The sequence below is a fragment of the Pseudomonas mucoides genome (genome assembly GCF_015461845.1).
GTDB classification, from domain to species: domain Bacteria; phylum Pseudomonadota; class Gammaproteobacteria; order Pseudomonadales; family Pseudomonadaceae; genus Aquipseudomonas; species Aquipseudomonas mucoides.
In genome coordinates this window covers 104,163-125,876 of record NZ_JACOPW010000007.1, presented here as the reverse complement: position 1 = coordinate 125,876, position 21,714 = coordinate 104,163, and the positions used below count along the sequence as shown (strand labels likewise).

Sequence of the window (21,714 nt, the reverse complement as noted above, 5' to 3'; positions counted from 1 at the left end):
CCCGTGAAGAGTCACGGGTTTTTTTGTGGGTCTTTACTAATTAGACGTAAAACGACTTCAGCGGCGGAAAGCCATTGAATTCAACGGCGCTGTAACTGGTGGTGTACGCACCGGTCGACAACCAGTACAAACGATCACCGATGGCCAGGTTCAGCGGCAAACCGTACTTGTAGTTTTCGTACATGATGTCGGCGCTGTCGCAGGTCGGGCCGGCGATGACCACTTCTTCCATCTCGCCTTTCTTCTCGGTCCAGATCGGGAACTTGATGGCTTCGTCCATGGTTTCGATCAGGCCGGAGAACTTGCCCACATCCGTGTACACCCAGCGTTCTACCGCCGTGCGGGATTTACGCGCGACCAGTACCACTTCGCTGACCAGGATGCCGGCGTTGGCGATCAGCGAACGGCCCGGCTCGAGGATAATTTCCGGCAGGTCATCACCGAAGTCTTCCTTGAGGAAACGGATGATTTCTTCAGCGTAGGTTTCCAGGCTGTTGGTGCGGGTGATGTAGTTGGCCGGGAAGCCACCGCCCATGTTGATCAGCTTGAGGTGAATGCCGTCTTCTTCCTTCAGGCGTTCGAAGATCACTTTGACCTTGGCGATCGCCGCGTCCCAGACGCTGATGTCGCGCTGTTGCGAGCCGACGTGGAACGAGATGCCGTACGGCACCAGGCCCAGGTCACGGGCGAGGATCAGCAGGTCCATGGCCATGTCGGTCTGGCAGCCGAATTTGCGCGACAAAGGCCAGTCAGCCGTGGTCGAGCCCTCGGTGAGGATGCGCACGTAGACTTTCGAACCCGGTGCAGCCTTGGCGATGTTGCGCAGGTCGGCTTCGGAGTCGGTGGCATACAGACGCACGCCCTTCTCGTAGAAGTAGCGAATGTCCTTGGATTTCTTGATGGTGTTGCCGTAGCTGATGCGATCCGGGCCAACGCCCTGGTTCATCACTTTGTCGAGCTCGTAGATCGACGCGATGTCGAAGTTCGAACCTTTTTCTTTGAGCAGGTCGATGATTTCGACGGCCGGGTTGGCCTTGACGGCGTAGTAGACCTTGGCGAATTCGAAACCGGCGCGCAGGTCGTCATAGGCCTGGCTGATCATCGCGGTGTCGATCACCACGAACGGGGTTTCTTGTTTGTCGGCGAAGGCCTTCATTTTGTTGAAGGTATCGCGCGCGAAATAGTCTTCGACGTTGATCGACATGCTGGGAACTCCTACTGGCAAACTAGATTAATCAATGGGTGCGAGGGTGTGTCATCAATGAGTTCGCGAGTGCGTTGTCGCCTGAGCGCGTGCCAGGCAAGGCGCAGGCCGCCGCTAATGGTCATTCCCTTCGCAAGGCCTGCAACGCAGCATGGCGCGCGCTCAGGCACAACCCGAAGGGCCGGGCCTGCTTTTGCGCAGGGCTGCGTTACTCGTCCCTTATTTGGAACAACCAAACTTCGGTCCTCGCGCCTTGCCCTGCGCAAAAGCAGACTCCGGCGCACTCGTGAACTCATTGATGACACACCCTCCTGAACGTCCTCCGTATCCCCACTTTGGTTCGCCTACTTCCCAAGGCATGTCGCCGAAAGCAAAAAGGCCATGGGAAGCGGTGCGTTCCCTTGGCCTTGCTGTCTCGTCGTCAGTACTTGAGCCGGATGGATCGTTTCCAGCATGGACGTTCGGCGCGAACTTTAGGGCGTGAGGGGCTTGAGATCAACAAAAAATGTCGCGTTTTTGCACGCTTCCGTCGTGCGGTCCTGGATAGCTACTGATGTAACCGACCTGCATGACAGTGTGATGTTCCCGCTGGAGGGAGATTTGAGGTGCTTCAGGCGGGATTTGTGGTGCCCCCAATCGCGGGCAAGCCCGCTCCCACAGTGATTTCTGTCGTACACAAATCCTGTGTACACCAAGAACCCTGTGGGAGCGGGCTTGCCCGCGAATGCGTCGGTCAGGCCACCGCAGTCTCGGCTGGCGAAACAATGCTGGTCTTGCCCCCACGGGACTTGCCTGAGCTCAAGTACTCGGCAATCGATTCCTGAGTCACTTCACCCAGGAACACCCGCTCCGCATCCATCACTGGCAACCACGAGCGGTTGAACTCGTACATGCGCGACAGCAGGATGCGCAAATGCTCGTCAAACGCCGCCGTGGCGTTGAACTCACGCAAGTACTGCGCGCAAGTCCCGGTTTGACGGTGCAGATCGCGACGACGCACGTAGCCCAGAGCCTTGTTATCGGCGCAGGTGACCACGACATAGCGACGGTCGAGTTCATCCATCAACTCCAGCGCTTCAGCCACCGGTGTTTCCGGGCTCACCGACGGCGCGTTGTCCGCCGCGTCCTCGGCTTTCACCAGCAACAGACGCTTGAGCGTGCTGTCCTGGCCGACGAAGTTGCTGACGAAATCATCCGCCGGGTGCGCCAGCAGCGTGTCCGGGTGATCGATCTGCAGGAGTTTGCCGGCGCGGAAAATTGCAATCTTGTCGCCCAGCTTGATGGCTTCGTCGATGTCGTGGCTGACCATGATCACGGTCTTGTTCAGCGCGCGCTGCATCTCGAAGAACTCGTTCTGGATCATCTCGCGGTTGATCGGGTCGACCGCGCCGAAGGGTTCGTCCATCAGCAACAATGGCGCATCCGCCGCCAGTGCCCGAATCACACCGATCCGCTGCTGTTGACCGCCGGACAACTCGCGCGGATAGCGATTCAGGTATTGCTTGGGTTCCAGCTTGATCATGCTCATCAACTCGCGGGCACGGTCGTGGCATTTCTGTTTGTCCCAGCCCAGCAGGCGCGGAACGATGGTGATGTTTTCCTCGATGGTCATGTTCGGGAACAAACCAATCTGCTGGATCACATAACCGATGTTGCGGCGCAGGGTCACTGCGTCGAGGTCGGTGGTGTCTTCGCCGTTGATCAGGATCTTGCCCGAGGTCGGCTTGATCAAGCGGTTGATCATCTTCAGCGTGGTGCTTTTGCCGCAGCCCGATGGTCCGAGGAACACACAGATCTCGCCTTCATTGACGGTCAGGCTTACCGAGTCCACGGCTTTCACATCTTTGCCGTTGCTTTGGAAGGTCTTGCTGAGGTTTTGAAGTTCGATCATTTGAGCAGTCCTTTTGGAGTCAGCGTGCGTTGCAGCCATTGCAGAAGCAGGTCGGCGAAGATGGCCAGGAGACTGACCAGCACGGCGCCGACGATCAGCATCGACATGTCGCTGCGGCTGATGGAAGCGAGAATGAGTACACCGAGGCCACCGGCGCCGATGGTCGCGGCGATGGTCATGACACCGATGTTCATGACCACGGCAGTGCGTACGCCGGCGAGGATCACCGGCACTGCGATGGGCAGTTCGACCATGCGCAGGCGCTGGCCGAAGGTCATGCCGATGCCGCGGGCGGCTTCGCGAATGCCCGGTTCGACGCCGGTCAGCGCCAAGTAGGTGTTACGCATGATCGGCAGCAGCGAGTACAGAAACACGGCCGTGATCGCCGGCATCGGACCGAGGCCCTGGCCGAATTTGGAGTAAAACGGCAGCAGCAGGCCGAACAGCGCAATCGACGGCACGGTCAGCAGCACCGTGGCGCTGGCTTGCAGCGGGCCGGCGAGCGTCGGAAAGCGCGTCATCAGAATGCCCAGCGGCACGCCGACCAGAATCGCCAGGGTCACGGCGATGCCGACCAGGGTGATGTGCTGCCAGGTCAGGTGCAGCACCAATGGCCAGTCGAGATGGGAAAAGGCGTTCAGAAATTCCATGTCTTTTCCTCCTTATTTGATGGGATGTTGGCGCAGGAAATCGGCGGCAACGGATGATGGGCTTTCGTGATCGACATCGACCCGCGCGTTGAGCTGGCGCATGGTTTCGTCGTCGAACAGTTCAGCCAGCGGCTTGAGTTCTTCGGCGAGTTTCGGATGGGCGTCGAGGTACACCTGACGTACCACCGGCGCGGCGGTGTAGTCCGGGAAGTAGTGCTTGTCGTCTTCGAGCAGTTTCAGCTTGAAGGCGTTAAGACGACCGTCGGTGGTGTAGACCAGACCGGCAAATACCTGGCCATTGCGCAGGGCGGTGTAGACCAAACCAGCATCCATCTGCCGGATGTTTTTGCGCGTCAGGTTCATGCCGTAGAGGTCGACCATGCCGTTCAGCCCGTCGGAACGGTTGGCGAACTCGGTGTCCAGCGCGACCAGATGATTGTCCTTTTGCTCAGCTTGCAGCACCGTGTTCAGCTCGCTGATGGTGTTGATCTGCGGGTAAGCCTTCGCGGTGGTTTCCGGCAGGGCCAGGGCATAGGTGTTGCTGAATTTCGACGGGGTCAGCCAGACGAGGCCTTTTTTCGCGTCGAGTTCTTTCACCTTGGCGTAGGACTGGGCGCTGTCGAGTTTTTCCGTGATGTGGTTGTAAGCCACCAGCGACACGCCGGTGTATTCCCACATCAAATCCAGCTGGCCACTTTCGTGGGCGCTGCGAGCGAGGTTGCTGCCCAGGCCGCCGGTCACCTGGGTGTCGTAACCCTTGGTGCGCAGGTATTGGGAGGTGATTTCCGCGAGCAGGGTTTGTTCGGTGAACACCCGGGCGCCGATGCGGATGACCGGTTTTTCAGCGGCGTGGGCAAATCCTGCGAACAGCAGGGCGCAGCCTAGAAATAAGCATACTTTTTTCATATTGATTCCTTTGCCGAGGCTTAAGACGGGCGTAGGCCGCGTTCGAGCCAGAGGCGGCTGGCGAGTGTCACCAGACCGTCGAGCAGCAAGGCCAGCAGGGCGGTGCAGGCCGCGCCGAGCAGCAGTTGCGGCTGATTGTTCAGGGCGATGCCGGGGAAAATCAGGCTGCCCAGGCTGTTGGCGCCGATCAGGAACGCCAGCGGAGCCGTCCCGACGTTGATCGCCAGGGCCACGCGAACGCCACCAACGATGATCGGCACGGCGTTTGGCAGTTCGACCCGCCACAGCACTTGGGTCGGGGTCATGCCGATGCCGACAGCGGCTTCTTTCAGTGAACCCTGAACGTTTTTCAGGCCTTCATAGGTGTTGCGCACAATCGGCAACAGCGAGGCGAGGAACAGGGCGAAGATCGCGGGGCCGCTGCCGATGCCCAGAATCCCCAGGGCGATGGCCAGTACGGCGAGCGGCGGCACGGTGTTGCCGATGTTGAAGAGCTGCATGAAGCGCTCAGCTCGGTCCACCATGGACGGACGGCTGAGGAAGATACCGGCGGGAATGCCCACAACGAGGGCGGCCAGCATGGAAACAAGGACGAGAATCAGATGAGCTTGCAGGTAAAACAACAAATCGTCGCGGTAATGTTCGATCGTGTTGATGCCAATCCAATGGACCAGCAGGGCCAGAAGGGCGACGACAACCGCACCTCCTATCAGCCCTTTGCCATAGCGAATAGCCACAGGCGGACTCCTTTTTTCTTTTGTCGGCGAACGCAGTCCCGAGTGGCAATGCCATTGCTGGCTGCCGGGTCATCAACGTTCGCGAGAAGCAGCTCTTCATGCTGATGGAACCGCATGAGATCGAGCCATAAGCGCAGCCTCGTCAGGCTAACTTGCAGGTTTTTCGAACCCTGCTACGAGAGCTGTAACAGGGGAGTGGACGCCTCCACCTTTTAAAAGGTTCCATATTTAGCAGCAATTAGCCACCCCGCATCTTGTATTACCCCTGTAGCCGCTGCCGAGCCCGCGAGGCTGCGTTCGGCGACGAAGTCGTCGTCGATTCACCTGTCGCGGTGTGTCTGATACACCGCAGCGTCCGGTTTTACGACGGCTGCGCCGCCGGACGCAGCCTCGCGGGCTCGGCAGCGGCTACAGGTGAACGGTGGTCCATAGGTTACTTTTTAAGCTATACTCGCCGCCCTTTTTTGAATCACCTGCCAGGCGATTTCCCATGACCAAACAGGCCGCCGAAGTCGCGAAACGCCGCACTTTCGCCATTATTTCCCACCCCGATGCCGGTAAAACCACCATTACCGAGAAGCTCTTGCTGATGGGCAAGGCGATTGCGATTGCGGGCACGGTGAAGTCTCGCAAGTCCGACCGCCATGCCACCTCCGACTGGATGGAAATGGAAAAACAACGGGGTATTTCCATTACCACGTCGGTCATGCAGTTCCCGTATCGCGACCACATGATCAATCTGCTCGACACCCCGGGCCACGAAGACTTCTCCGAAGACACCTACCGCACCCTGACGGCGGTGGACTCGGCCTTGATGGTTCTCGACGGCGGTAAGGGTGTAGAGCCACGGACCATCGCGCTGATGGACGTTTGCCGTCTGCGTGACACGCCGATCGTCAGCTTCATCAACAAACTCGACCGTGACATCCGCGACCCGATTGAACTGCTCGACGAGATCGAAGCGGTCCTGAAGATCAAGGCCGCGCCGATCACCTGGCCGATCGGTTGCTACCGCGATTTCAAGGGCGTGTATCACCTCGCCGACGACTACATCATCGTGTACACCGCCGGTCACGGCCACGAGCGTACCGATGTGAAAATCATCGAGAAGCTCGATTCCGATGAAGCGCGCGCGCATTTGGGCGACGAGTACGATCGCTTCGTCGATCAGCTGGAGCTGGTGCAGGGCGCCTGCCACGAGTTCAACCAGCAGGAATTCCTCGACGGCCAACTGACGCCGGTGTTCTTCGGTACTGCACTGGGCAACTTCGGTGTCGATCACGTGCTCGACGCCGTGGTCAACTGGGCGCCGAAGCCATTGGCCCGTGTCGCCAACGAGCGCACCGTCGAGCCGGTTGAAGAGAAGTTCACCGGTTTCGTGTTCAAGATCCAGGCGAACATGGACCCGAAACACCGCGACCGTATCGCCTTCATGCGCATTTGCTCCGGCAAGTACGAAAAAGGCATGAAGATGCGCCACGTACGCACCGGCAAGGATGTGCGGATCGGTGACGCGCTGACCTTCTTCTCCTCCGAGCGTGAGCAGCTGGAAGAAGCGTTTGCCGGCGACATCATCGGTTTGCACAACCACGGCACCATCCAGATCGGCGACACCTTCACCGAAGGCGAAACCCTGGGCTTCACCGGTATCCCGCACTTCGCCCCGGAACTGTTCCGTCGCGTACGCCTGCGTGATCCGTTGAAATCCAAGCAGCTGCGTCAAGGCTTGCAGCAGTTGGCGGAAGAGGGCGCGACCCAGGTGTTCTTCCCCGAGCGCAGCAACGACATCATCCTCGGCGCCGTCGGTGTGCTGCAGTTCGATGTGGTCGCCAGCCGCTTGAAAGAGGAATACAAGGTTGAGTGCTCTTACGAACCGATCACCGTTTATTCCGCGCGCTGGATCGATTGCAGCGACAAGAAGAAGCTTGAGGAATTCTCCAACAAGGCGGTGGAAAACCTCGCGATCGACGGCGGTGGTCACCTGACCTACCTGGCCCCGACCCGGGTCAACCTGGCACTGATGGAAGAGCGCTGGCCGGACGTGAAATTCCGTGCGACGCGCGAGCATCACTAAGCGCTGAGTCGAAACACACAGAACCCCGTTGCGAAAGCTGCGGGGTTTTTTATTGCCTGACGCAAATCCCCTTGTGGGGGCGAGCAATAACGATTCGAGATAACTGTTATTCAAAACCAATCTGCCGATCACGGGCATTTCCAGCCCGTCGTTAGCGTCCTGTCTGGTGAACCACACTGATCGGAACTAGATTTCATTCAGCGCCAGTCAGGCGCCCAAGCTTCACCCCAAAAAGGATGGATTCGGCTATGAGCATTGTTCAACGTATTGTGCTGTTGCTTAAGGTTTTAGTGATGTTGTCCGTGGGCATGTCGGCGGCGTGGGCGGAGTGCCCGGAGCATGGCGAACAGGTGTCGAGCGGGCAGGTGATACATGCCGGGATGATGATTGCCAAATCTGACTCCGAGGCTGGGGACAAAGATCAGGGCGGTAGTGAGGGCGATGACGACTCGACCACTGAAGAGCCCGACACCGACGAGGATGAAGGCGACAGCCAGTCTTAAACGGCAGGCAAAAGAAAACCCCTTCTACTCCAACTGATGCGCAGTCGTTATAGAAGAGGTCCGGTATTGCTGTGGGAGCAAAACTGCTCCCACATTTTTATGCCGCGCCGTCGAGGAATTGCTCGGCGTAGTGGCAAGCCACCTGGCGGTTATCGAGAGGGCGCAGGGCTGGCTCTTCGGTGCTGCAGCGCTCGGTGGCGTATGGGCAGCGCTTGTGGAAAGCGCAACCCGATGGCGGGTTCAACGGGTTAGGCAACTCGCCGACGATCTTGATTTTCGGCTTGTTCGGGTCCGGGTGAATGGTCGGTGTGGCCGACAACAGCGCCTGGGTGTAAGGGTGCAGCGGACGCTCGTAGATGTCGTTCTTCGGACCCATTTCCACCGGGCGACCGAGGTACATCACCATCACGTCATCGGCAACGTGTTGCACCACGGCCAGGTTGTGGGAGATGAACACGTAGGCGGTGTTGAACTCTTGCTGCAAATCCATGAACAGGTTCAGCACCTGCGCCTGAATCGACACGTCCAGCGCCGAGGTCGGTTCGTCCGCTACCAGCACTTTAGGCTGCAGCATCATCGCGCGGGCCAAGGCGATCCGCTGGCGCTGACCGCCGGAGAACATGTGCGGATAACGCTGGTAGTGCTCGGGACGCAAGCCCACCTGCTTCATCATGGCCTGGACTTTTTCGCGACGTTCGGCCGCCGACAGGTTGGTGTTGATCAGCAGCGGTTCGCCGAGCTGGTCACCGACTTTCTGCCGTGGGTTGAGCGAGGCGTACGGGCTCTGGAACACCATCTGCACGTCTTTGCGCAGTTGCTTGCGCTGGGCCTTGTCGGCACCGGCGACTTCCTGGCCGGCGATTTTCAAGGAGCCGGAGGACGGCTCTTCGATCAGTGTCAACGCACGGGCCAGGGTGGATTTGCCGCAGCCCGATTCACCAACCACGGCGAGGGTCTTGCCGGCGTGCAGTTCAAACGACACGCCGTTGAGGGCGCGCACGGTCGCATGGCCCTTGAACAGGCCGCGGGACACTTCGTAGTGACGGGTCAGGTCGCGGGCGGTAAGTACGACGGCCATTACGCCACCTCCTGATTAAGCGGGTAGAAGCAGCGGGCGAGGCTGTGGCTTTTCGGGTCCAGGGCCGGGCGCGTGGCGCGGCAGCTGTCTTGCACATACGGGCAACGCGGCGACAGCAGGCAACCCTGCGGACGGTCGTAGCGCCCGGGAACGATGCCCGGCAGGGTCGACAGGCGTGTAGCGCCGAGGCTGTGTTCCGGAATCGCCTTGAGCAACGCTTCGCTGTACGGGTGCGCCGGAATGTCGAACAGCTGCGGCACCTGACCGACCTCAACCGCCTGGCCGGCGTACATCACGCACACACGCTGGGCGGTTTCAGCCACGACCGCGAGGTCGTGAGTGATCAGCACCAGGCCCATGTTCTGCTCTTTCTGCAACGCCAGCAGCAGGTCCATGATCTGCGCCTGAATCGTGACGTCGAGTGCCGTGGTCGGTTCGTCAGCGATCAGCAGTTTCGGTTCGCCGGCAATCGCCATGGCGATCGCAACACGCTGGCTCATACCGCCGGACAGTTGGTGCGGGTAGGCGTCCATACGACTGGCAGCGCCCGGGATTTCCACTTTTTCCAATAGTTCGATGGCACGCTTGCGCGCTTGCTTGCCGGACATTTTCAGGTGCAGGCGCAGCACTTCCTCGATCTGGAAACCGACGGTGTAGCTCGGGTTCAGCGCGGTCATCGGGTCCTGGAAGACCATGGCCAGGTCTTTGCCGACGATTTGTCGACGCTGACGGTTGCTGAGCTTGAGCATGTTCTTGCCGTCGAAATTCAGGGCGTCGGCAGTGACGATCCCTGGATGCTCGATCAGGCCCATCAGCGCCATCATGGTCACGGATTTACCCGAACCCGACTCGCCAACGATGGCCAGGACTTCGCCTTTTTCCACGGTGATGTCGAGCCCGTCGACCACCGGAACGGCGTTCTTGTCGCCGAAGCGAACGTTGAGATTCTTGATTTCTAACAGTGACATTTGAATCTCCTCAGGCGGCGTTCTTGAGTTTCGGGTCCAGCGCATCGCGCAGGCCGTCACCCATCAAGTTGATTGCCAGCACGCTGAGCAAAATGGTCAAGCCAGGCAGGCTGACTACCCACCAGGCGCGTTCGATGTAGTCGCGAGCCGAAGCCAGCATGGTGCCCCACTCAGGGGTTGGCGGTTGTACGCCAAGGCCGAGGAAGCCCAGTGCGGCGGCATCGAGAATCGCCGAGGAGAAGCTCAAGGTCGCCTGAACGATCAGCGGCGCCATGCAGTTAGGCAGCACGGTGATGAACATCAGGCGGGGCAGCGTGGCACCGGCCAGGCGCGCAGCGGTCACGTAGTCGCGGTTCAGTTCGCCCATCACCGCAGCGCGGGTCAGACGGACATAGGACGGCAGGGACACCACGGCGATGGCGATCACGGTGTTGATCAGGCCAGGGCCGAGGATGGCGACAATCGCCACGGCCAGCAGCAGGGACGGCAGGGCCAGCATGATGTCCATCAGACGCATGATGGTCGGGCCGAGCAAGCGCGGGAAGAAACCGGCGAACAGACCCAGCAGGATCCCCGGAATCAGCGACATCACCACCGACGACAAACCGATCATCAACGACAGACGCGAACCGGTGATCAGGCGCGACAGCAGGTCGCGACCCAGTTCATCGGTGCCGAGCAGGAACTGGATCTGCCCACCTTCCAGCCAGGCTGGCGGGGTCAGCAGGAAGTCACGGTATTGCTCGCTCGGGTTATGCGGGGCAACCCACGGCGCGAAGATCGCGCAGAAAATCACCAGGATCATGAACATCAGGCCGGCGACGGCGCCCTTGTTGCGGGAAAACGCGTGCCAGAATTCTTTGTACGGGGACGGATACAACAGGCTTTGATCGACTGTTACCGCTTGATTTGGCGTTGTAGCTGGAGTGGTCATGGTCATGATCTCAGCGCTGGTGACGGATGCGTGGGTTGGCAAAGCCGTAGAGGATGTCCACCACGAAGTTGACCAGAATCACCAGGCAGGCGATTAACAGGATGCCGTTTTGCACGACTGGATAGTCTCGGGCGCCGATGGCTTCGATCAGCCATTTACCGATGCCGGGCCACGAGAAGATGGTTTCGGTCAGGACCGCACCGGCCAGCAATGTGCCGACTTGCAGGCCGACCACGGTCAGGACCGGAATCAGCGCGTTGCGCAGGCCGTGCACGAACACCACGCGAGAAGGCGACAGGCCTTTGGCGCGGGCGGTACGGATGTAGTCTTCACGCAGTACTTCGAGCATCGAAGAACGGGTCATCCGCGCAATAACGGCCAGCGGGATGGTACCCAGCACGATGGCCGGCAGGATCAGGTGATGCAGGGCATCGAAGAACGCACCGACGTCATCGGCCAGCAGCGTGTCGATGAGCATGAAGCCGGTGCGCGGCTCGATGTCATAGAGCAAGTCGATCCGCCCGGACACCGGGGTCCAGCCCAGGCTCACCGAGAAGAACATGATCAGGATCAGGCCCCACCAGAAGATCGGCATCGAATATCCCGCCAGGGAGATGCCCATCACCCCATGGTCGAACAGGGATCCTCGCTTGAGTGCCGCGATCACCCCGGCCAGGAGGCCCAGGATGCCGGCGAACAGCAGGGCGGCCATGGACAGTTCCAGGGTCGCTGGGAATAGAGAGGTGAACTCGCTCCACACGCTTTCACGGGTACGCAGCGATTCGCCGAGGTCGCCGTGAGCCAGTTTGCCGACGTAGTCCAGGTATTGGGCATACAGCGGTTTGTTCAGACCAAGGCGTTCCATTGCCTGAGCATGCATTTCGGGGTCGACTCGGCGTTCGCCCATCATTACTTCCACGGGGTCGCCTGGAATCATGCGAATCAACGCGAAAGTCAGCAAGGTGATGCCGAAGAACGTGGGGATCAATAACCCCAATCGGCGGGCAATAAAACTAAACATCTTGTGGTGTACCTCATCAGCCGGTTAGGCGTGCCTGGTGTCCCTGGAGTCAGGGACACCGGGAGTTTTCTTATTTACTTCACCTGGGTGGTGGCGAAGTTATTCGTGGTAAGCGGGCTAATGTGATAGCCCTCTACGTTGTTGCGCATTGCAGTAAACATACGGGTGTGCGCCATGCTGATCCATGGCTGGTCCTGATTGAAAACCTCCTGGGCTTGCTCGTAGAGCGCCGCACGTTCCGTCGGGTTCACTTTAGCTCGGGCTTCATCGATCAGCGTCTGGAATTTCTCGTTGCACCAGCGCGCGTAGTTTTCGCCGTTCTTGGCTGCTTCGCAACTCAGCATAGGCGTCAGGAAGTTATCCGGATCGCCGTTATCACCCGCCCATCCGGCGGAAACCATGTCGTGCTCGCCGTTTTTCGCACGTTTGAGCATTTCGCCCCATTCCATGACGCGAATGTCGATCTTGATGCCGACCTTGGCCAGGTCAGCCTGCATCATCTGCGCGCCCAGCATCGGGTTCGGGTTGGTCGGCCCGCCGCCGTTACGGGTGAACAGTGTAAACGTTGTGCCTTCCGGTACGCCTGCTTCCTTGAGCAAGGCGCGGGCCTTGTCCAGGTCTCGCGGCGGGTTGGTCAGCTTGTGGTTGTAGCCCAGCAGAGTGTCCGGGTACGGGTTGACCGCGACAGTCGCATTGCCTTTGCCGAACAGCGCGTTGACATAGGCCGCCTTGTCGAACGCGATGTCGATGGCTTTGCGCACGCGCACATCGCTCATGTATTTGTGCGAGGTGTTCATGGCGATGTACGAAACGGTCATCGCGTTCATCTCATCAACCTTGAGGTTGGTGTCTTTCTTGATGCTCGGGATGTCATCCGGTTTCGGATAGAGCGCGATCTGGCACTCGTTGGCCTTGAGCTTTTGCAGGCGCACGTTGTTGTCGGTGGCAATTGCCAGAATCAACGCGTCAGCCGGTGGCTTGCCACGGAAGTACTCCGGGTTGGCCTTGAAGCGAACCTGAGCGTCCTTGTTGTAGCGCTGGAACACGAATGGACCGGTGCCAATTGGCTTGTTGTTCAAGTCGCCGGCCTTGTTCGCCTTGAGCAACTGGTCGGCGTATTCGGCGGAGTAGATCGAGGAGAAGGCCATGGCGATGTCGGCCAGGAACGGCGCTTCACGACGGGTCAGGGTGAACTTGACCGTGTTGTCGTCGACTTTCTCGACGCTTTTGAGCAGTTCCTTGAAGCCCATGCTTTCAAAGTACGGGAAGCCCACGCTCGACAGTTTGTGCCATGGGTGGTTCGGGTCCAGCTGACGCTGGAAGCTCCAGACCACGTCGTCGGCGTTCATGTCGCGCGTCGGCTTGAAGTAATCGGTGGTGTGAAACTTGACGCCTTTGCGCAGGTGGAACGTGTAGCTCAGACCGTCTTCGCTGATGTCCCAGGAATCGGCCAGTGCCGGAATCACTTCAGTGGTGCCCGGCTTGAAGTCCGCCAGACGGTTGAAGATGGTTTCAGCCACGGCGTCGGCTGTGACTGCAGTCGTGTACTGGACCATATCGAAGCCTTCCGGACTGGCTTCGGTGCAGACCACCAGGGGTTTGGCAGCGACGCCAACAGCGACACTCAGCAACGCGGCAGCGATGGCCGCACGTAGGGGAAGCATTTTCATCAAGAACCCTCTGCAATCAGTTAAAGGACTAATGCCTAACAGCTGATTCGTCACTGAATCAGCTGTTAGGCAGGTGCATTACAGGATGTTGAACGGAATGGTGGTCACGAGACGGAACTCGTTGATGCTGCCATCGCCCTGGTTTTCACTGGCGCGGTGAGCGGTGTAGGTCGCGCGAACAGTGGTGGCCTTGAGTGGGCCGCTCTGAATGGCGTACGTCGAACCGATGCCGTATTCGTAGTGGGTTTCGCCGTCCATGTTTTTCACGTCATAGGCGGTACCGGTGTAGTGAGTACCGTCGATGCCCCAGCCACGCGCCTGGTAGATGTTGAACTTCAGACCTGGCACGCCGTATTCAGCCATGTTCAGGCCGTAGGCGATCTGGAAGGATTTCTCGTTCGGGCCGTTGAAGTCCGACAGCAGGGAGTTGGCCAGGTAGATGCCGTTGGTTTCGTGCAGGTAGTCGAAGTACTCGTTACCGTTAATTTCCTGGTACGAGAAGGTCAGGGTGTGAGCCTGGTGAGTCAGGCCAAACGACAGGGAGCCGGCCTGGTTGTCGATTTCGCCCAGCAGTCTCTTACCTTCATCGACGGTCTTGTAGTAGTTCAGGCCGGTGGTCAGGCTCAGTACCGAACTGTCACCCAACACGTGGCTGGCGCCGAAGTAGTACTGGTTCCAGAAGTCTTCGGCCTGGGTCGCCCACAGGCTGGTGGTCAGGCTGGCGAAAGGGGTATAGGTGAGGCCTGCCGTATTAACGTGATCGGTCTCAGCAGTAATGTTTTGGTATTCGGAGCGGAACTTGCTCAGGCTTTCTTCGGTACGCGGCGAAACGCGGTCAAAGGTCCCCAGGTCGAAAGCCAGGTTGTTCAGCTCTTCGCTGTGGACCGCGACGCCCTGGAAGCTCGAAGGCAGGGCACGGTTGCCGATCACATCGACCTGCGGGCTGCTGAAGTTCATGCGGCCGGCGGTCAGGGTGGTGTTGGAGATGCGAGCCTTGACGTTGGCCAGGCCCAGCTTGCTCCACTGACCTTGAGCGTCGCCGCCTTCTTTGGTCAGGGTACGGTTGTTGCCCGCGCCTGGGCGGGAGCCCGGTGCGCCACCGTTGTTGGAGGCCAGGTTCTCGCGATCGCGCTCCAGAGCAACAGCGTTGTAGGCGGCCACTTCGGTGCTGAAACCTACAGTGCCTTCGGTGAAACCGGAGTTGTACTTGACGATGGTGCCTTGAACCCAGTTGATACGACGATCAGTCGGGGTGGCGACACCGTCTTTGCGGTAAGTGAACTTGCCGCCACGTTTCAGTTGTTCGTTGGCGTACCAGTTACGCGTGGTGCCGGAGATGGATTGACCTTCGACGAAGCCAGTTGCATCAGCTTGTGCACTTTTGGTGTTAACCGTCACCGGGGTGAATGCCTGGCTCTGGGTTTCTGCGTACGCCGAGGCGGTTACGCTGCTGATGGCCAAGGCCAATAACGCGGTGCTGCTCAGTTTCATGGGTGAAGCTCCTTACTTTCTTTTTTTAATGCCGGTCTTATTGGTGATCCGGCTATTGGTTTAGAACACATTCAAGGCATCGCAAACGTTTGCTGCAGGCCGGATTGACGAATTACGGCAATACGCTTGCGTGAGGGCGTAATACGCCCCCAGCGTTCTGGCTAATCGGTTATTGGTCGATACTGACGCCCGAGAACACGTTGCGGCCGAAGGGGCTGACTTTGAACCCTTCGACTTTGGCGCTTAACGGCTGGTTAACCGTCGAGTGGGCGACTGGCGTGATCGGCACCTGCTGTTTGAGGTACTGCTGCGCCTGTTTGTACAGGATGGTGCGTTGGTCGCGGTCGGTGACGACCTTGGCCTGCTTGACCAGCTTGTCGTAAGCCGGATCACACCACATGGAGTAGTTGTTGCCGCCAATGGCGTCGCAGCTGTAAAGCGTGCCGAGCCAGTTGTCCGGGTCCCCATTGTCCCCGGTCCAGCCGATCAGGCTGATGTCGTGCTCGCCATTCTTGGTGCGCTTGATGTACTCGCCCCATTCATAGCTGACGATCTTCACTTTGAGGCCGATTTTTGCCCAGTCAGCCTGGAGCATTTCGGCCATCAACTTGGCGTTCGGGTTGTAAGGGCGTTGAACGGGCATCGCCCACAGGGTGATTTCAGTGCCTTCCTTCACGCCGGCAGCCTTGAGCAATTCCCTGGCTTTTTCCGGGTTGTAGGCGGCGTCTTTGATCGTTTCGTCGTACGACCATTGGGTCGGCGGCATGGCATTGACGGCCAACTGCCCGGCACCCTGGTAGACGGCGTTGAGAATGCTTTGCTTGTTCACCGCCATGTCCAGCGCCTGTCGCACTTCGAGCTGGTCGAAAGGCTTGTGCCGAACGTTGTAGGCGATGTAACCGAGGTTGAAACCTGGCTTCTCGATGAGCTTGAGTTTTTCGTCGTGCTTCAGCGCGGACACGTCGGCAGGGCGAGGGTGCAGGGTGATCTGGCACTCGTTGGCCTTGAGTTTCTGCACCCGCACCGAGGCGTCGGTGTTGATGGCGAAAATCAGGTTGTCGAGCTTGACCCGGCTCGGGTCCCAGTACTGCTTGTTGCCGGTGTAACGGATGTTGGAGTCTTTCTGGTAACTCTTGAACACAAACGGGCCAGTGCCGATCGGCTTCTGGTTGATGTCGCTCGGTTTGCCAACGGCCAGCAACTTGTCGGCGTATTCGGCGGACAGGATGGCGGCGAAGCTCATGGCGATGTTCTGGATGAACGCGGCGTCGACGCTGTTGAGCGTCATGACCACGGTCAGCGGCCCGGTCTTTTCGACCTTGGCGATGTTCTTGTTCAGGCTCATCCCGTTGAAATACGGGAACTCGGTCGGATAAGCCTTACGGAAAGGGTGTTGCGGGTCGAGCATGCGATTAAACGTGAACAGCACGTCATCGGCATTGAAGTCGCGGGTCGGCGTGAAGTAGGGCGTGGTATGAAACTTCACCCCTTCGCGCAGGTGAAAGGTGTACTTGAGGCCGTCTTCGGAAATATCCCAACGAGTGGCCAGGCCCGGTACGACATTGGTCGCGCCTTTTTCAAACTCTGCCAAACGGTTGTACAGCGGCTCGGCGGCGTCGTTATCGGTCGCAGTGGTGTACTGCGCCGTGTCGAAACCGGCGGGGCTGCCTTCAGAGCAGAACACCAGGCTGTTATTGGCGGCCTGGATGGATGTGGCGGCCAACAGGCCGGTGCCCAGTAATGCGGATAAAACCAAGGAATGGCGCATGACGCTCCCTCTTGTAATCACGAGTGTTTTGACAATGAGCCGCCGTCCCGTCCTGGGACGTGGAGGATCACTGACTTCAAACCATGCCTTTCAGCAATAACCGAGAGCCCACGCATGAGCTGGTCAGAACCCGACGGTATGAGCCGTGGATCTGGCAGTAAATGCGTAGAGTCCTAAAGACTCGTAGGAAATGGCAACGCGTCCGACTCCACCGCCGTAGTACGCGGAGGAAACGGATGTAAGAGTTTTCCTGCTTTCTCGGCAGATAAAGCAACGGCGACGTCAAAAACGTCGCCGTTGCAAAACCTTATTTGCTGACGCTGACGCCGTAGAAGGAGTTCAAGCCAAACGGACTGATCTTGAAATCCCGCACTTCGTTGCGCATTGGTTGGAACACCGTCGAGTGAGCGATAGGTGTCATTGGAACTGCATCTTTGAGGACGTGTTGCGCCTGTTTGTACAGTTCGGTGCGCTTGGCCTGGTCGGTTGTGCGCTTGGCTTCTTTAACGATGCCGTCGAACTTCTTGTCGCACCACTTGGAGAAGTTGTTGCCTTGCAGCGAGTCGCAGCCGAACAACACGTTCAGCCAGTTGTCCGGGTCACCGTTGTCGCCGCTCCAGCCAATCAGCATCGCGCCGTTTTCGCCGCCTTTGGAGCGCTTGATGTACTCGCCCCACTCGTAGGTCACGATCTTGGCTTTGATGCCGATCTTGGCCCAGTCGGACTGCAGCATTTCAGCCATCAGTTTGGCGTTCGGGTTGTAAGGACGCTGTACCGGCATCGCCCACAGGTTGATCTCGGTACCTTCCTTGATGCCGGCTTCCTTGAGCAGCTCTTTGGCTTTCTCAGGGTTGTACGGAGCATCTTTGATGGTGGTGTCGTAAGACCACTGGGTTGGCGGCATGGCGTTGACGGCCAGTTGGCCTGCGCCCTGGTAAACCGAGTCGATGATCTGCTGCTTGTTGACGGCCATGTCCAGTGCCTGACGCACTTTCAGTTGGGCCATCGGGTTCGGCTCGTCGCTGCCCTTGATCTTGTCCATCACGTTGTAGGCGATGTAACCCAGGTTGAAACCGGCCTGATCAGGCACTTTCAGGGTCTTGTCTTCTTTGAGCGCCTTCAAGTCGGCTGGACGTGGGAACAGAGTGATCTGGCACTCGCCCTTCTTCAGCTTCTGGATACGCACCGACGGGTCGGTGGTGATGGCGAAGATCAGGTTGTCGATCTTGACGTCGTCAGGCTTCCAGTAGTCCTTGTTCCCGGTGTAGCGGATGTTGGAGTCTTTCTGGTAGCTCTTGAATACGAACGGACCCGTGCCGACCGGCTTTTGGTTGATGTCTGCCGCTTTGCCTTCTTTCAGCAGCTGGGCTGCGTACTCGGCGGACTGCACCGAGGCGAAGCTCATGGCCATGTTCTGGATGAACGCGGCATCCACTTCTTTCAACGTGAACTTGACGGTTTTGTCGTCGACTTTATCGATCTTGGTGATGTTGGTGTCCATCCCCATGTCGGTGAAGTACGGGAATTCAGTCGGGTACGCCTTACGGAACGGGTCATCCTTGTTAATCATGCGATTAAAGGTGAACAGCACGTCGTCGGCGTTGAACTCACGAGTCGGCTTGAAGTACGGGGTGGTGTGGAACTTGACGCCGTCACGCAGGTGGAAGGTGTACGTCAGGCCGTCCGGGGAAATGTCCCAGCTGGTCGCCAGGCCAGGAATCACGGCGGTGCCGCCGCGCTCGAACTGGGTCAGGCGGTTGAACATGGTTTCTGCAGAGGCGTCGAAGTCGGTTCCGGTGGTGTATTGACCTGGATCGAAACCGGCCGGGCTCCCTTCGGAGCAGAACACCAGGTTAGTCGCGGCTTGGGCGAAGGGTGCGCTAGCTAGCAAGCTGGCGCCGACTAAAAACGGAATGACCGCGTGTTTAAGCATGGTGGCCTCATGATTGTTGTCATTTTTGGAATTAGAGGACGACCTCGTGAGTCGACCTGCGGATACTTATGCAGGGGCCGTACCCAATGCAAGATCCAGAGCGACCACAGGCGTTAAACAGTGGCACGTACGTACCTTAATGTCGCATTTGTATAAATTCAGGCGCATTTGACCGTTTGCGCAGGTTTTTTTCGGTGCAACCGGCGCACCGCGGCGGGGCGATTGGCGGGGCTTGCGCACCCGGTTGGAGCGTGGTGTTACTTATTTATACCCACGTTTTGGGGGTTGAATGGGTTGGGTGGGTGGCTTTTTGGGATTGAGAATATTTTGCGCCGGGCGTGGGGGCTGTTGAGTTTGGGACCGTGTGGTAGGTATTTGTTGTTTAACGGGTTTGTCGTGGGGGGGGGTGCAGTTTGACTGGCAGGTGTTTGTCAGTGGACATCTTGGTTGTTGGTCTAATCAGTACATTATTGGCGACAGTTGGCGCACGGTCGTGGGCTGCACGTTTATGGGTGGTACTGGGTGCAACCTTGGCTTTTTATTGGTGGCGCCTTTTTTCGATGGCGGGGTACATATCCATTCCTGCGGTAACGGCCGCTAATGGTTTCGCTCTTACAGCGAGTCACTTTGGAAGTGCGCCAAAGTAACCAAAGCGCATTTGCCCCTTTCGTTCGGTGCCTCGCCCAGGCTCGGCATGCCCTCGCTCCGGTCCTGCTCCGTGGGCCCGCCGCCATCGGCCATCCATGGCCGGGGGCGGCTAACCCGGCATCCATGCCGGGTTGCCCACTGCGCAGAACCTCCACTCGGCCTCTCGAGGGGGCGGTGCGTCAAGATCAAAAGCTGTAGGCGAGCTAACGCTCGGCCCGTTGAGTGGTGAGAAGCAAGGGCGGTACGCGGACTCCGTGTAGGAGTGAGCCTGCTCGCGAAGGCGGCCTGACAGCCGACCAATCTCTACCAGATACACCCAATTCAAAATGTGGGAGCGAGCCTGCTCGCGAATACGGCCTCACAGCCAACCGATCCCCATCAGGTAAACCCAATCCAATTGTGGGAGCTGGCTTGCCTGCGATGGCGGCCTGACAGCCGACCAATCTCTTTCTGCTGCCCCCCAACTGATCGTTCTCACGCTCCCGCGTGGGAATGCCGCCAGGGACGCTCCGCGTTCCATTTTTGTGTTGAACGATGTGTAAAAAACACAGAGCTTTCCCACGCATTTTTCAGGTTGCCGGGTAGGAAGCAGTGCCCCTAATCTCTGGCGGTCGCTGCGATTTCAGCGACCGGGTGTGGAAACCTGGATCTTTTAGTAGCCGCATAGCTGGACCATCGTAATCGTTGCCGACGTCTTCTTTCGTCTGCAAACTGCGTCATGGCGGCTGTGCGTGGGCAGACTTCGGTCTGGCCGGGTCCTACTAACCGGTATTTCCACCCTGCGTGCAGCCGCCACCTAATTGTCGTGTGGAAACGACATTGGATGGCTCCCATTTATAAGTAGGAGCATTCCATGGACAAGCTAATCCCCGATCCACCCACCACCCCCGAAACCGAAGCTGAAGACTTACGCGCCGAAACATTACTCAAAGACCACGAAGCCATAAAACGCGCCCTCGACTACTACCTCGATTCCCCATCCCAATACACCGAAAAACCCCGCCGTCCCAGCACGATGTACATGATCGCCCCGAACATGGACACCGAAAGCCTGCTGGCCCAAGCCTGCGAATCACTGGCCTCCGCCAGTGTCATGACCAGTGATTTCGCCGCGAACCTGATCGGCCCGCAGCGTAATACGGTGTTGGCGATTCAGCAGATCATCATGCTGGCAGAGCTGGCGGTGAATCGGGCACTGGATAACGTCGATCCAGCATAGTAGTTCAGAGACCACGTTATCGTTCATCGCGAGCAAGCTCGCTCCCACAGGATTTATGTCGTACACAAATACTGTGCTCACCGTAGATCCACTGTGGGAGCGAGCTTGCTCGCGATGGCGGCCTATCATTCGCCAAAGAATTGAAGGGTTCACCCCGACTTCTGGCAGGCAAAAAAAACGGCGTTCACTCCAGTGATCGCCGTTTTTATGTACGTCTTATCAAATCAAGGCATCAACACTTCAATCGCGCCATCCGCCGTCATGCTGACCTGACTGGTGCCCGCCTCAACATCCGGTGTCACCGGTGCGGCATCCATCGAGGCGGCTTTCATCATCATTGGGGCGCGCATGTACGGTTGTGGATAACCGTTGCTGTTCAGGTTCAGGTTAACGATCTTGTAGCTCTTGCCACCCAGTGCATCGGTCGCCAGTTGTGCGCGAGCCTTGAAGGCGGTCACGGCTTCTTTAAGCAGTGCGTCTTCGCTGGCCTTGCGTGTTGGTGTGGCGATGGCGAAGTCCATGCCGCCCATTTTCAGGTCGGTGAGCAGTTCGCCGGTCAGTTTCGACAGGGCGGCGAAGTCCGAGCTTTCCAGGCGCAGTTCGGCGCGTTCACGCCAGCCGGTGATTTTCTGGCCCTTGGTGTCGTAGATCGGGTAGCTGTTGCGGCTGCCCTGGCGCAGGGTGATGTCTTTGACCTGTTTGGCCTGGGCCAGTGCTTTGTTCATGGTGGTGCTGACGTCGGCGGCGAGTTTGGCCGGGTCGGTGTTTTGGTCTTCGGTGTAAAGGGTCACGATCATCAGGTCGCGGGCCACTTCCTGGCTGACTTCGGCGCGCAGGGAAATCTGGTTGTAATGCAGCTCGTCGGCGGCGAGGGCCGGGAGGCTGGCGAGGGTGCCGGCACTCAGGGCGAGGAGGGCGGTGCAGCGGCGCAATGTGTGCATGAAAGCTCCTTGGGCGATGCGCAGGTGTCAGGTCCGAGCCTGCGTGAAACCATCAGACTCTAGCTTTATTGATCCGGT

Annotated in this window: 17 protein-coding genes; 3 read left to right on the top strand and 14 right to left on the bottom strand. The window is 58.6% G+C overall.

The genetic code is table 11. The features are described from left to right. Nucleotides 1-40: 40 nt before the first annotated feature. The 5 genes from H8F22_RS25475 to H8F22_RS25455 form a co-directional block, all read right to left on the bottom strand. Nucleotides 41-1,204: a type III PLP-dependent enzyme gene (locus H8F22_RS25475; RefSeq protein WP_027924486.1), complete on the bottom strand. Its 1,164-nt coding sequence runs from the start codon at nt 1,202-1,204 to the stop codon at nt 41-43. 733 nt (nt 1,205-1,937) lie between these two features. Next, on the bottom strand, nt 1,938-3,095 hold the full coding sequence (locus tag H8F22_RS25470) for an osmoprotectant ABC transporter ATP-binding protein OsmV (protein WP_008148962.1): 1,158 nt from the start codon (nt 3,093-3,095) through the stop codon (nt 1,938-1,940). After that, nucleotides 3,092-3,745: an ABC transporter permease gene (locus tag H8F22_RS25465; RefSeq protein ID WP_007942812.1), complete on the bottom strand. Its 654-nt coding sequence runs from the start codon at nt 3,743-3,745 to the stop codon at nt 3,092-3,094. Before H8F22_RS25465 ends, H8F22_RS25470 begins: the two co-directional genes overlap by 4 nt. A 12-nt stretch (nt 3,746-3,757) precedes the next feature. Further along, on the bottom strand, nt 3,758-4,651 hold the full coding sequence (locus H8F22_RS25460) for a glycine betaine ABC transporter substrate-binding protein (RefSeq protein ID WP_194940812.1): 894 nt from the start codon (nt 4,649-4,651) through the stop codon (nt 3,758-3,760). Between the two features lie 20 nt (nt 4,652-4,671). Then, complete coding sequence (locus tag H8F22_RS25455; protein ID WP_027924488.1) at nt 4,672-5,388, bottom strand: ABC transporter permease; 717 nt, start codon at nt 5,386-5,388, stop codon at nt 4,672-4,674. Nucleotides 5,389-5,878: 490 nt separating this feature from the next. Here H8F22_RS25455 and H8F22_RS25450 point away from each other — a divergent pair, with 490 nt between their 5' ends. Next, on the top strand, nt 5,879-7,462 hold the full coding sequence (locus H8F22_RS25450) for a peptide chain release factor 3 (protein ID WP_027924489.1): 1,584 nt from the start codon (nt 5,879-5,881) through the stop codon (nt 7,460-7,462). A gap of 248 nt (nt 7,463-7,710) precedes the next feature. Beyond that, nucleotides 7,711-7,965, top strand: a complete 255-nt coding sequence (locus H8F22_RS25445; protein ID WP_027924490.1) for a hypothetical protein — start codon at nt 7,711-7,713, stop codon at nt 7,963-7,965. A gap of 97 nt (nt 7,966-8,062) precedes the next feature. On the opposite strand, the gene H8F22_RS25440 is transcribed toward H8F22_RS25445, so the two are convergent. The 8 genes from H8F22_RS25440 to H8F22_RS25405 form a co-directional block, all read right to left on the bottom strand. Further along, nucleotides 8,063-9,043 carry a peptide ABC transporter ATP-binding protein gene (locus tag H8F22_RS25440; RefSeq protein WP_059181621.1) on the bottom strand — a complete coding sequence of 327 codons (981 nt, stop codon included), beginning with the start codon at nt 9,041-9,043 and terminating at the stop codon, nt 8,063-8,065. Then, nucleotides 9,043-10,011, bottom strand: a complete 969-nt coding sequence (locus H8F22_RS25435; protein ID WP_027924492.1) for an ABC transporter ATP-binding protein — start codon at nt 10,009-10,011, stop codon at nt 9,043-9,045. Before H8F22_RS25435 ends, H8F22_RS25440 begins: the two co-directional genes overlap by 1 nt. Before the next feature lie 10 nt (nt 10,012-10,021). After that, nucleotides 10,022-10,945 carry an ABC transporter permease subunit gene (locus H8F22_RS25430; protein WP_027924493.1) on the bottom strand — a complete coding sequence of 308 codons (924 nt, stop codon included), beginning with the start codon at nt 10,943-10,945 and terminating at the stop codon, nt 10,022-10,024. 10 nt (nt 10,946-10,955) lie between these two features. Continuing rightward, nucleotides 10,956-11,966, bottom strand: a complete 1,011-nt coding sequence (locus H8F22_RS25425) for an ABC transporter permease subunit (protein WP_027924494.1) — start codon at nt 11,964-11,966, stop codon at nt 10,956-10,958. A 74-nt stretch (nt 11,967-12,040) separates the two neighbouring features. Continuing rightward, nucleotides 12,041-13,636, bottom strand: coding sequence for an ABC transporter substrate-binding protein (locus H8F22_RS25420; protein ID WP_194940811.1), 1,596 nt, complete (start codon nt 13,634-13,636; stop codon nt 12,041-12,043). A gap of 78 nt (nt 13,637-13,714) precedes the next feature. After that, nucleotides 13,715-15,127: an OprD family porin gene (locus tag H8F22_RS25415; RefSeq protein ID WP_027924496.1), complete on the bottom strand. Its 1,413-nt coding sequence runs from the start codon at nt 15,125-15,127 to the stop codon at nt 13,715-13,717. Nucleotides 15,128-15,296: 169 nt separating this feature from the next. Continuing rightward, on the bottom strand, nt 15,297-16,895 hold the full coding sequence (locus tag H8F22_RS25410) for an ABC transporter substrate-binding protein (RefSeq protein ID WP_059181619.1): 1,599 nt from the start codon (nt 16,893-16,895) through the stop codon (nt 15,297-15,299). Between the two features lie 307 nt (nt 16,896-17,202). Further along, entirely contained in the window at nt 17,203-18,828 is a 1,626-nt protein-coding gene (locus tag H8F22_RS25405; RefSeq protein WP_027924498.1) for an ABC transporter substrate-binding protein, read from the bottom strand. 1,501 nt (nt 18,829-20,329) lie between these two features. Here H8F22_RS25405 and H8F22_RS25400 point away from each other — a divergent pair. After that, complete coding sequence (locus tag H8F22_RS25400; protein ID WP_027924499.1) at nt 20,330-20,695, top strand: DUF6124 family protein; 366 nt, start codon at nt 20,330-20,332, stop codon at nt 20,693-20,695. 224 nt (nt 20,696-20,919) lie between these two features. Here H8F22_RS25400 and H8F22_RS25395 read toward each other — a convergent pair whose 3' ends face one another. After that, a complete protein-coding gene (locus H8F22_RS25395; protein ID WP_027924500.1) occupies nt 20,920-21,636 on the bottom strand; it encodes an SIMPL domain-containing protein in 717 nt (238 codons plus the stop codon). Nucleotides 21,637-21,714: the final 78 nt, after the last annotated feature.

Bases quoted from the DNA above. Each gene is read 5' to 3' on its own strand.
- H8F22_RS25475 (WP_027924486.1), bottom strand. From the start codon at position 1,204: ATGTCGATCAACGTCGAAGACTATTTCGCGCGCGATACCTTCAACAAA.
- H8F22_RS25470 (WP_008148962.1), bottom strand. From the start codon at position 3,095: ATGATCGAACTTCAAAACCTCAGCAAGACCTTCCAAAGCAACGGCAAA.
- H8F22_RS25465 (WP_007942812.1), bottom strand. From the start codon at position 3,745: ATGGAATTTCTGAACGCCTTTTCCCATCTCGACTGGCCATTGGTGCTG.
- H8F22_RS25460 (WP_194940812.1), bottom strand. From the start codon at position 4,651: ATGAAAAAAGTATGCTTATTTCTAGGCTGCGCCCTGCTGTTCGCAGGA.
- H8F22_RS25450 (WP_027924489.1), top strand. From the start codon at position 5,879: ATGACCAAACAGGCCGCCGAAGTCGCGAAACGCCGCACTTTCGCCATT.
- H8F22_RS25445 (WP_027924490.1), top strand. From the start codon at position 7,711: ATGAGCATTGTTCAACGTATTGTGCTGTTGCTTAAGGTTTTAGTGATG.
- H8F22_RS25440 (WP_059181621.1), bottom strand. From the start codon at position 9,043: ATGGCCGTCGTACTTACCGCCCGCGACCTGACCCGTCACTACGAAGTG.
- H8F22_RS25435 (WP_027924492.1), bottom strand. From the start codon at position 10,011: ATGTCACTGTTAGAAATCAAGAATCTCAACGTTCGCTTCGGCGACAAG.
- H8F22_RS25430 (WP_027924493.1), bottom strand. From the start codon at position 10,945: ATGACCACTCCAGCTACAACGCCAAATCAAGCGGTAACAGTCGATCAA.
- H8F22_RS25425 (WP_027924494.1), bottom strand. From the start codon at position 11,966: ATGTTTAGTTTTATTGCCCGCCGATTGGGGTTATTGATCCCCACGTTC.
- H8F22_RS25420 (WP_194940811.1), bottom strand. From the start codon at position 13,636: ATGAAAATGCTTCCCCTACGTGCGGCCATCGCTGCCGCGTTGCTGAGT.
- H8F22_RS25415 (WP_027924496.1), bottom strand. From the start codon at position 15,127: ATGAAACTGAGCAGCACCGCGTTATTGGCCTTGGCCATCAGCAGCGTA.
- H8F22_RS25410 (WP_059181619.1), bottom strand. From the start codon at position 16,895: ATGCGCCATTCCTTGGTTTTATCCGCATTACTGGGCACCGGCCTGTTG.
- H8F22_RS25405 (WP_027924498.1), bottom strand. From the start codon at position 18,828: ATGCTTAAACACGCGGTCATTCCGTTTTTAGTCGGCGCCAGCTTGCTA.
- H8F22_RS25400 (WP_027924499.1), top strand. From the start codon at position 20,330: ATGGACAAGCTAATCCCCGATCCACCCACCACCCCCGAAACCGAAGCT.
- H8F22_RS25395 (WP_027924500.1), bottom strand. From the start codon at position 21,636: ATGCACACATTGCGCCGCTGCACCGCCCTCCTCGCCCTGAGTGCCGGC.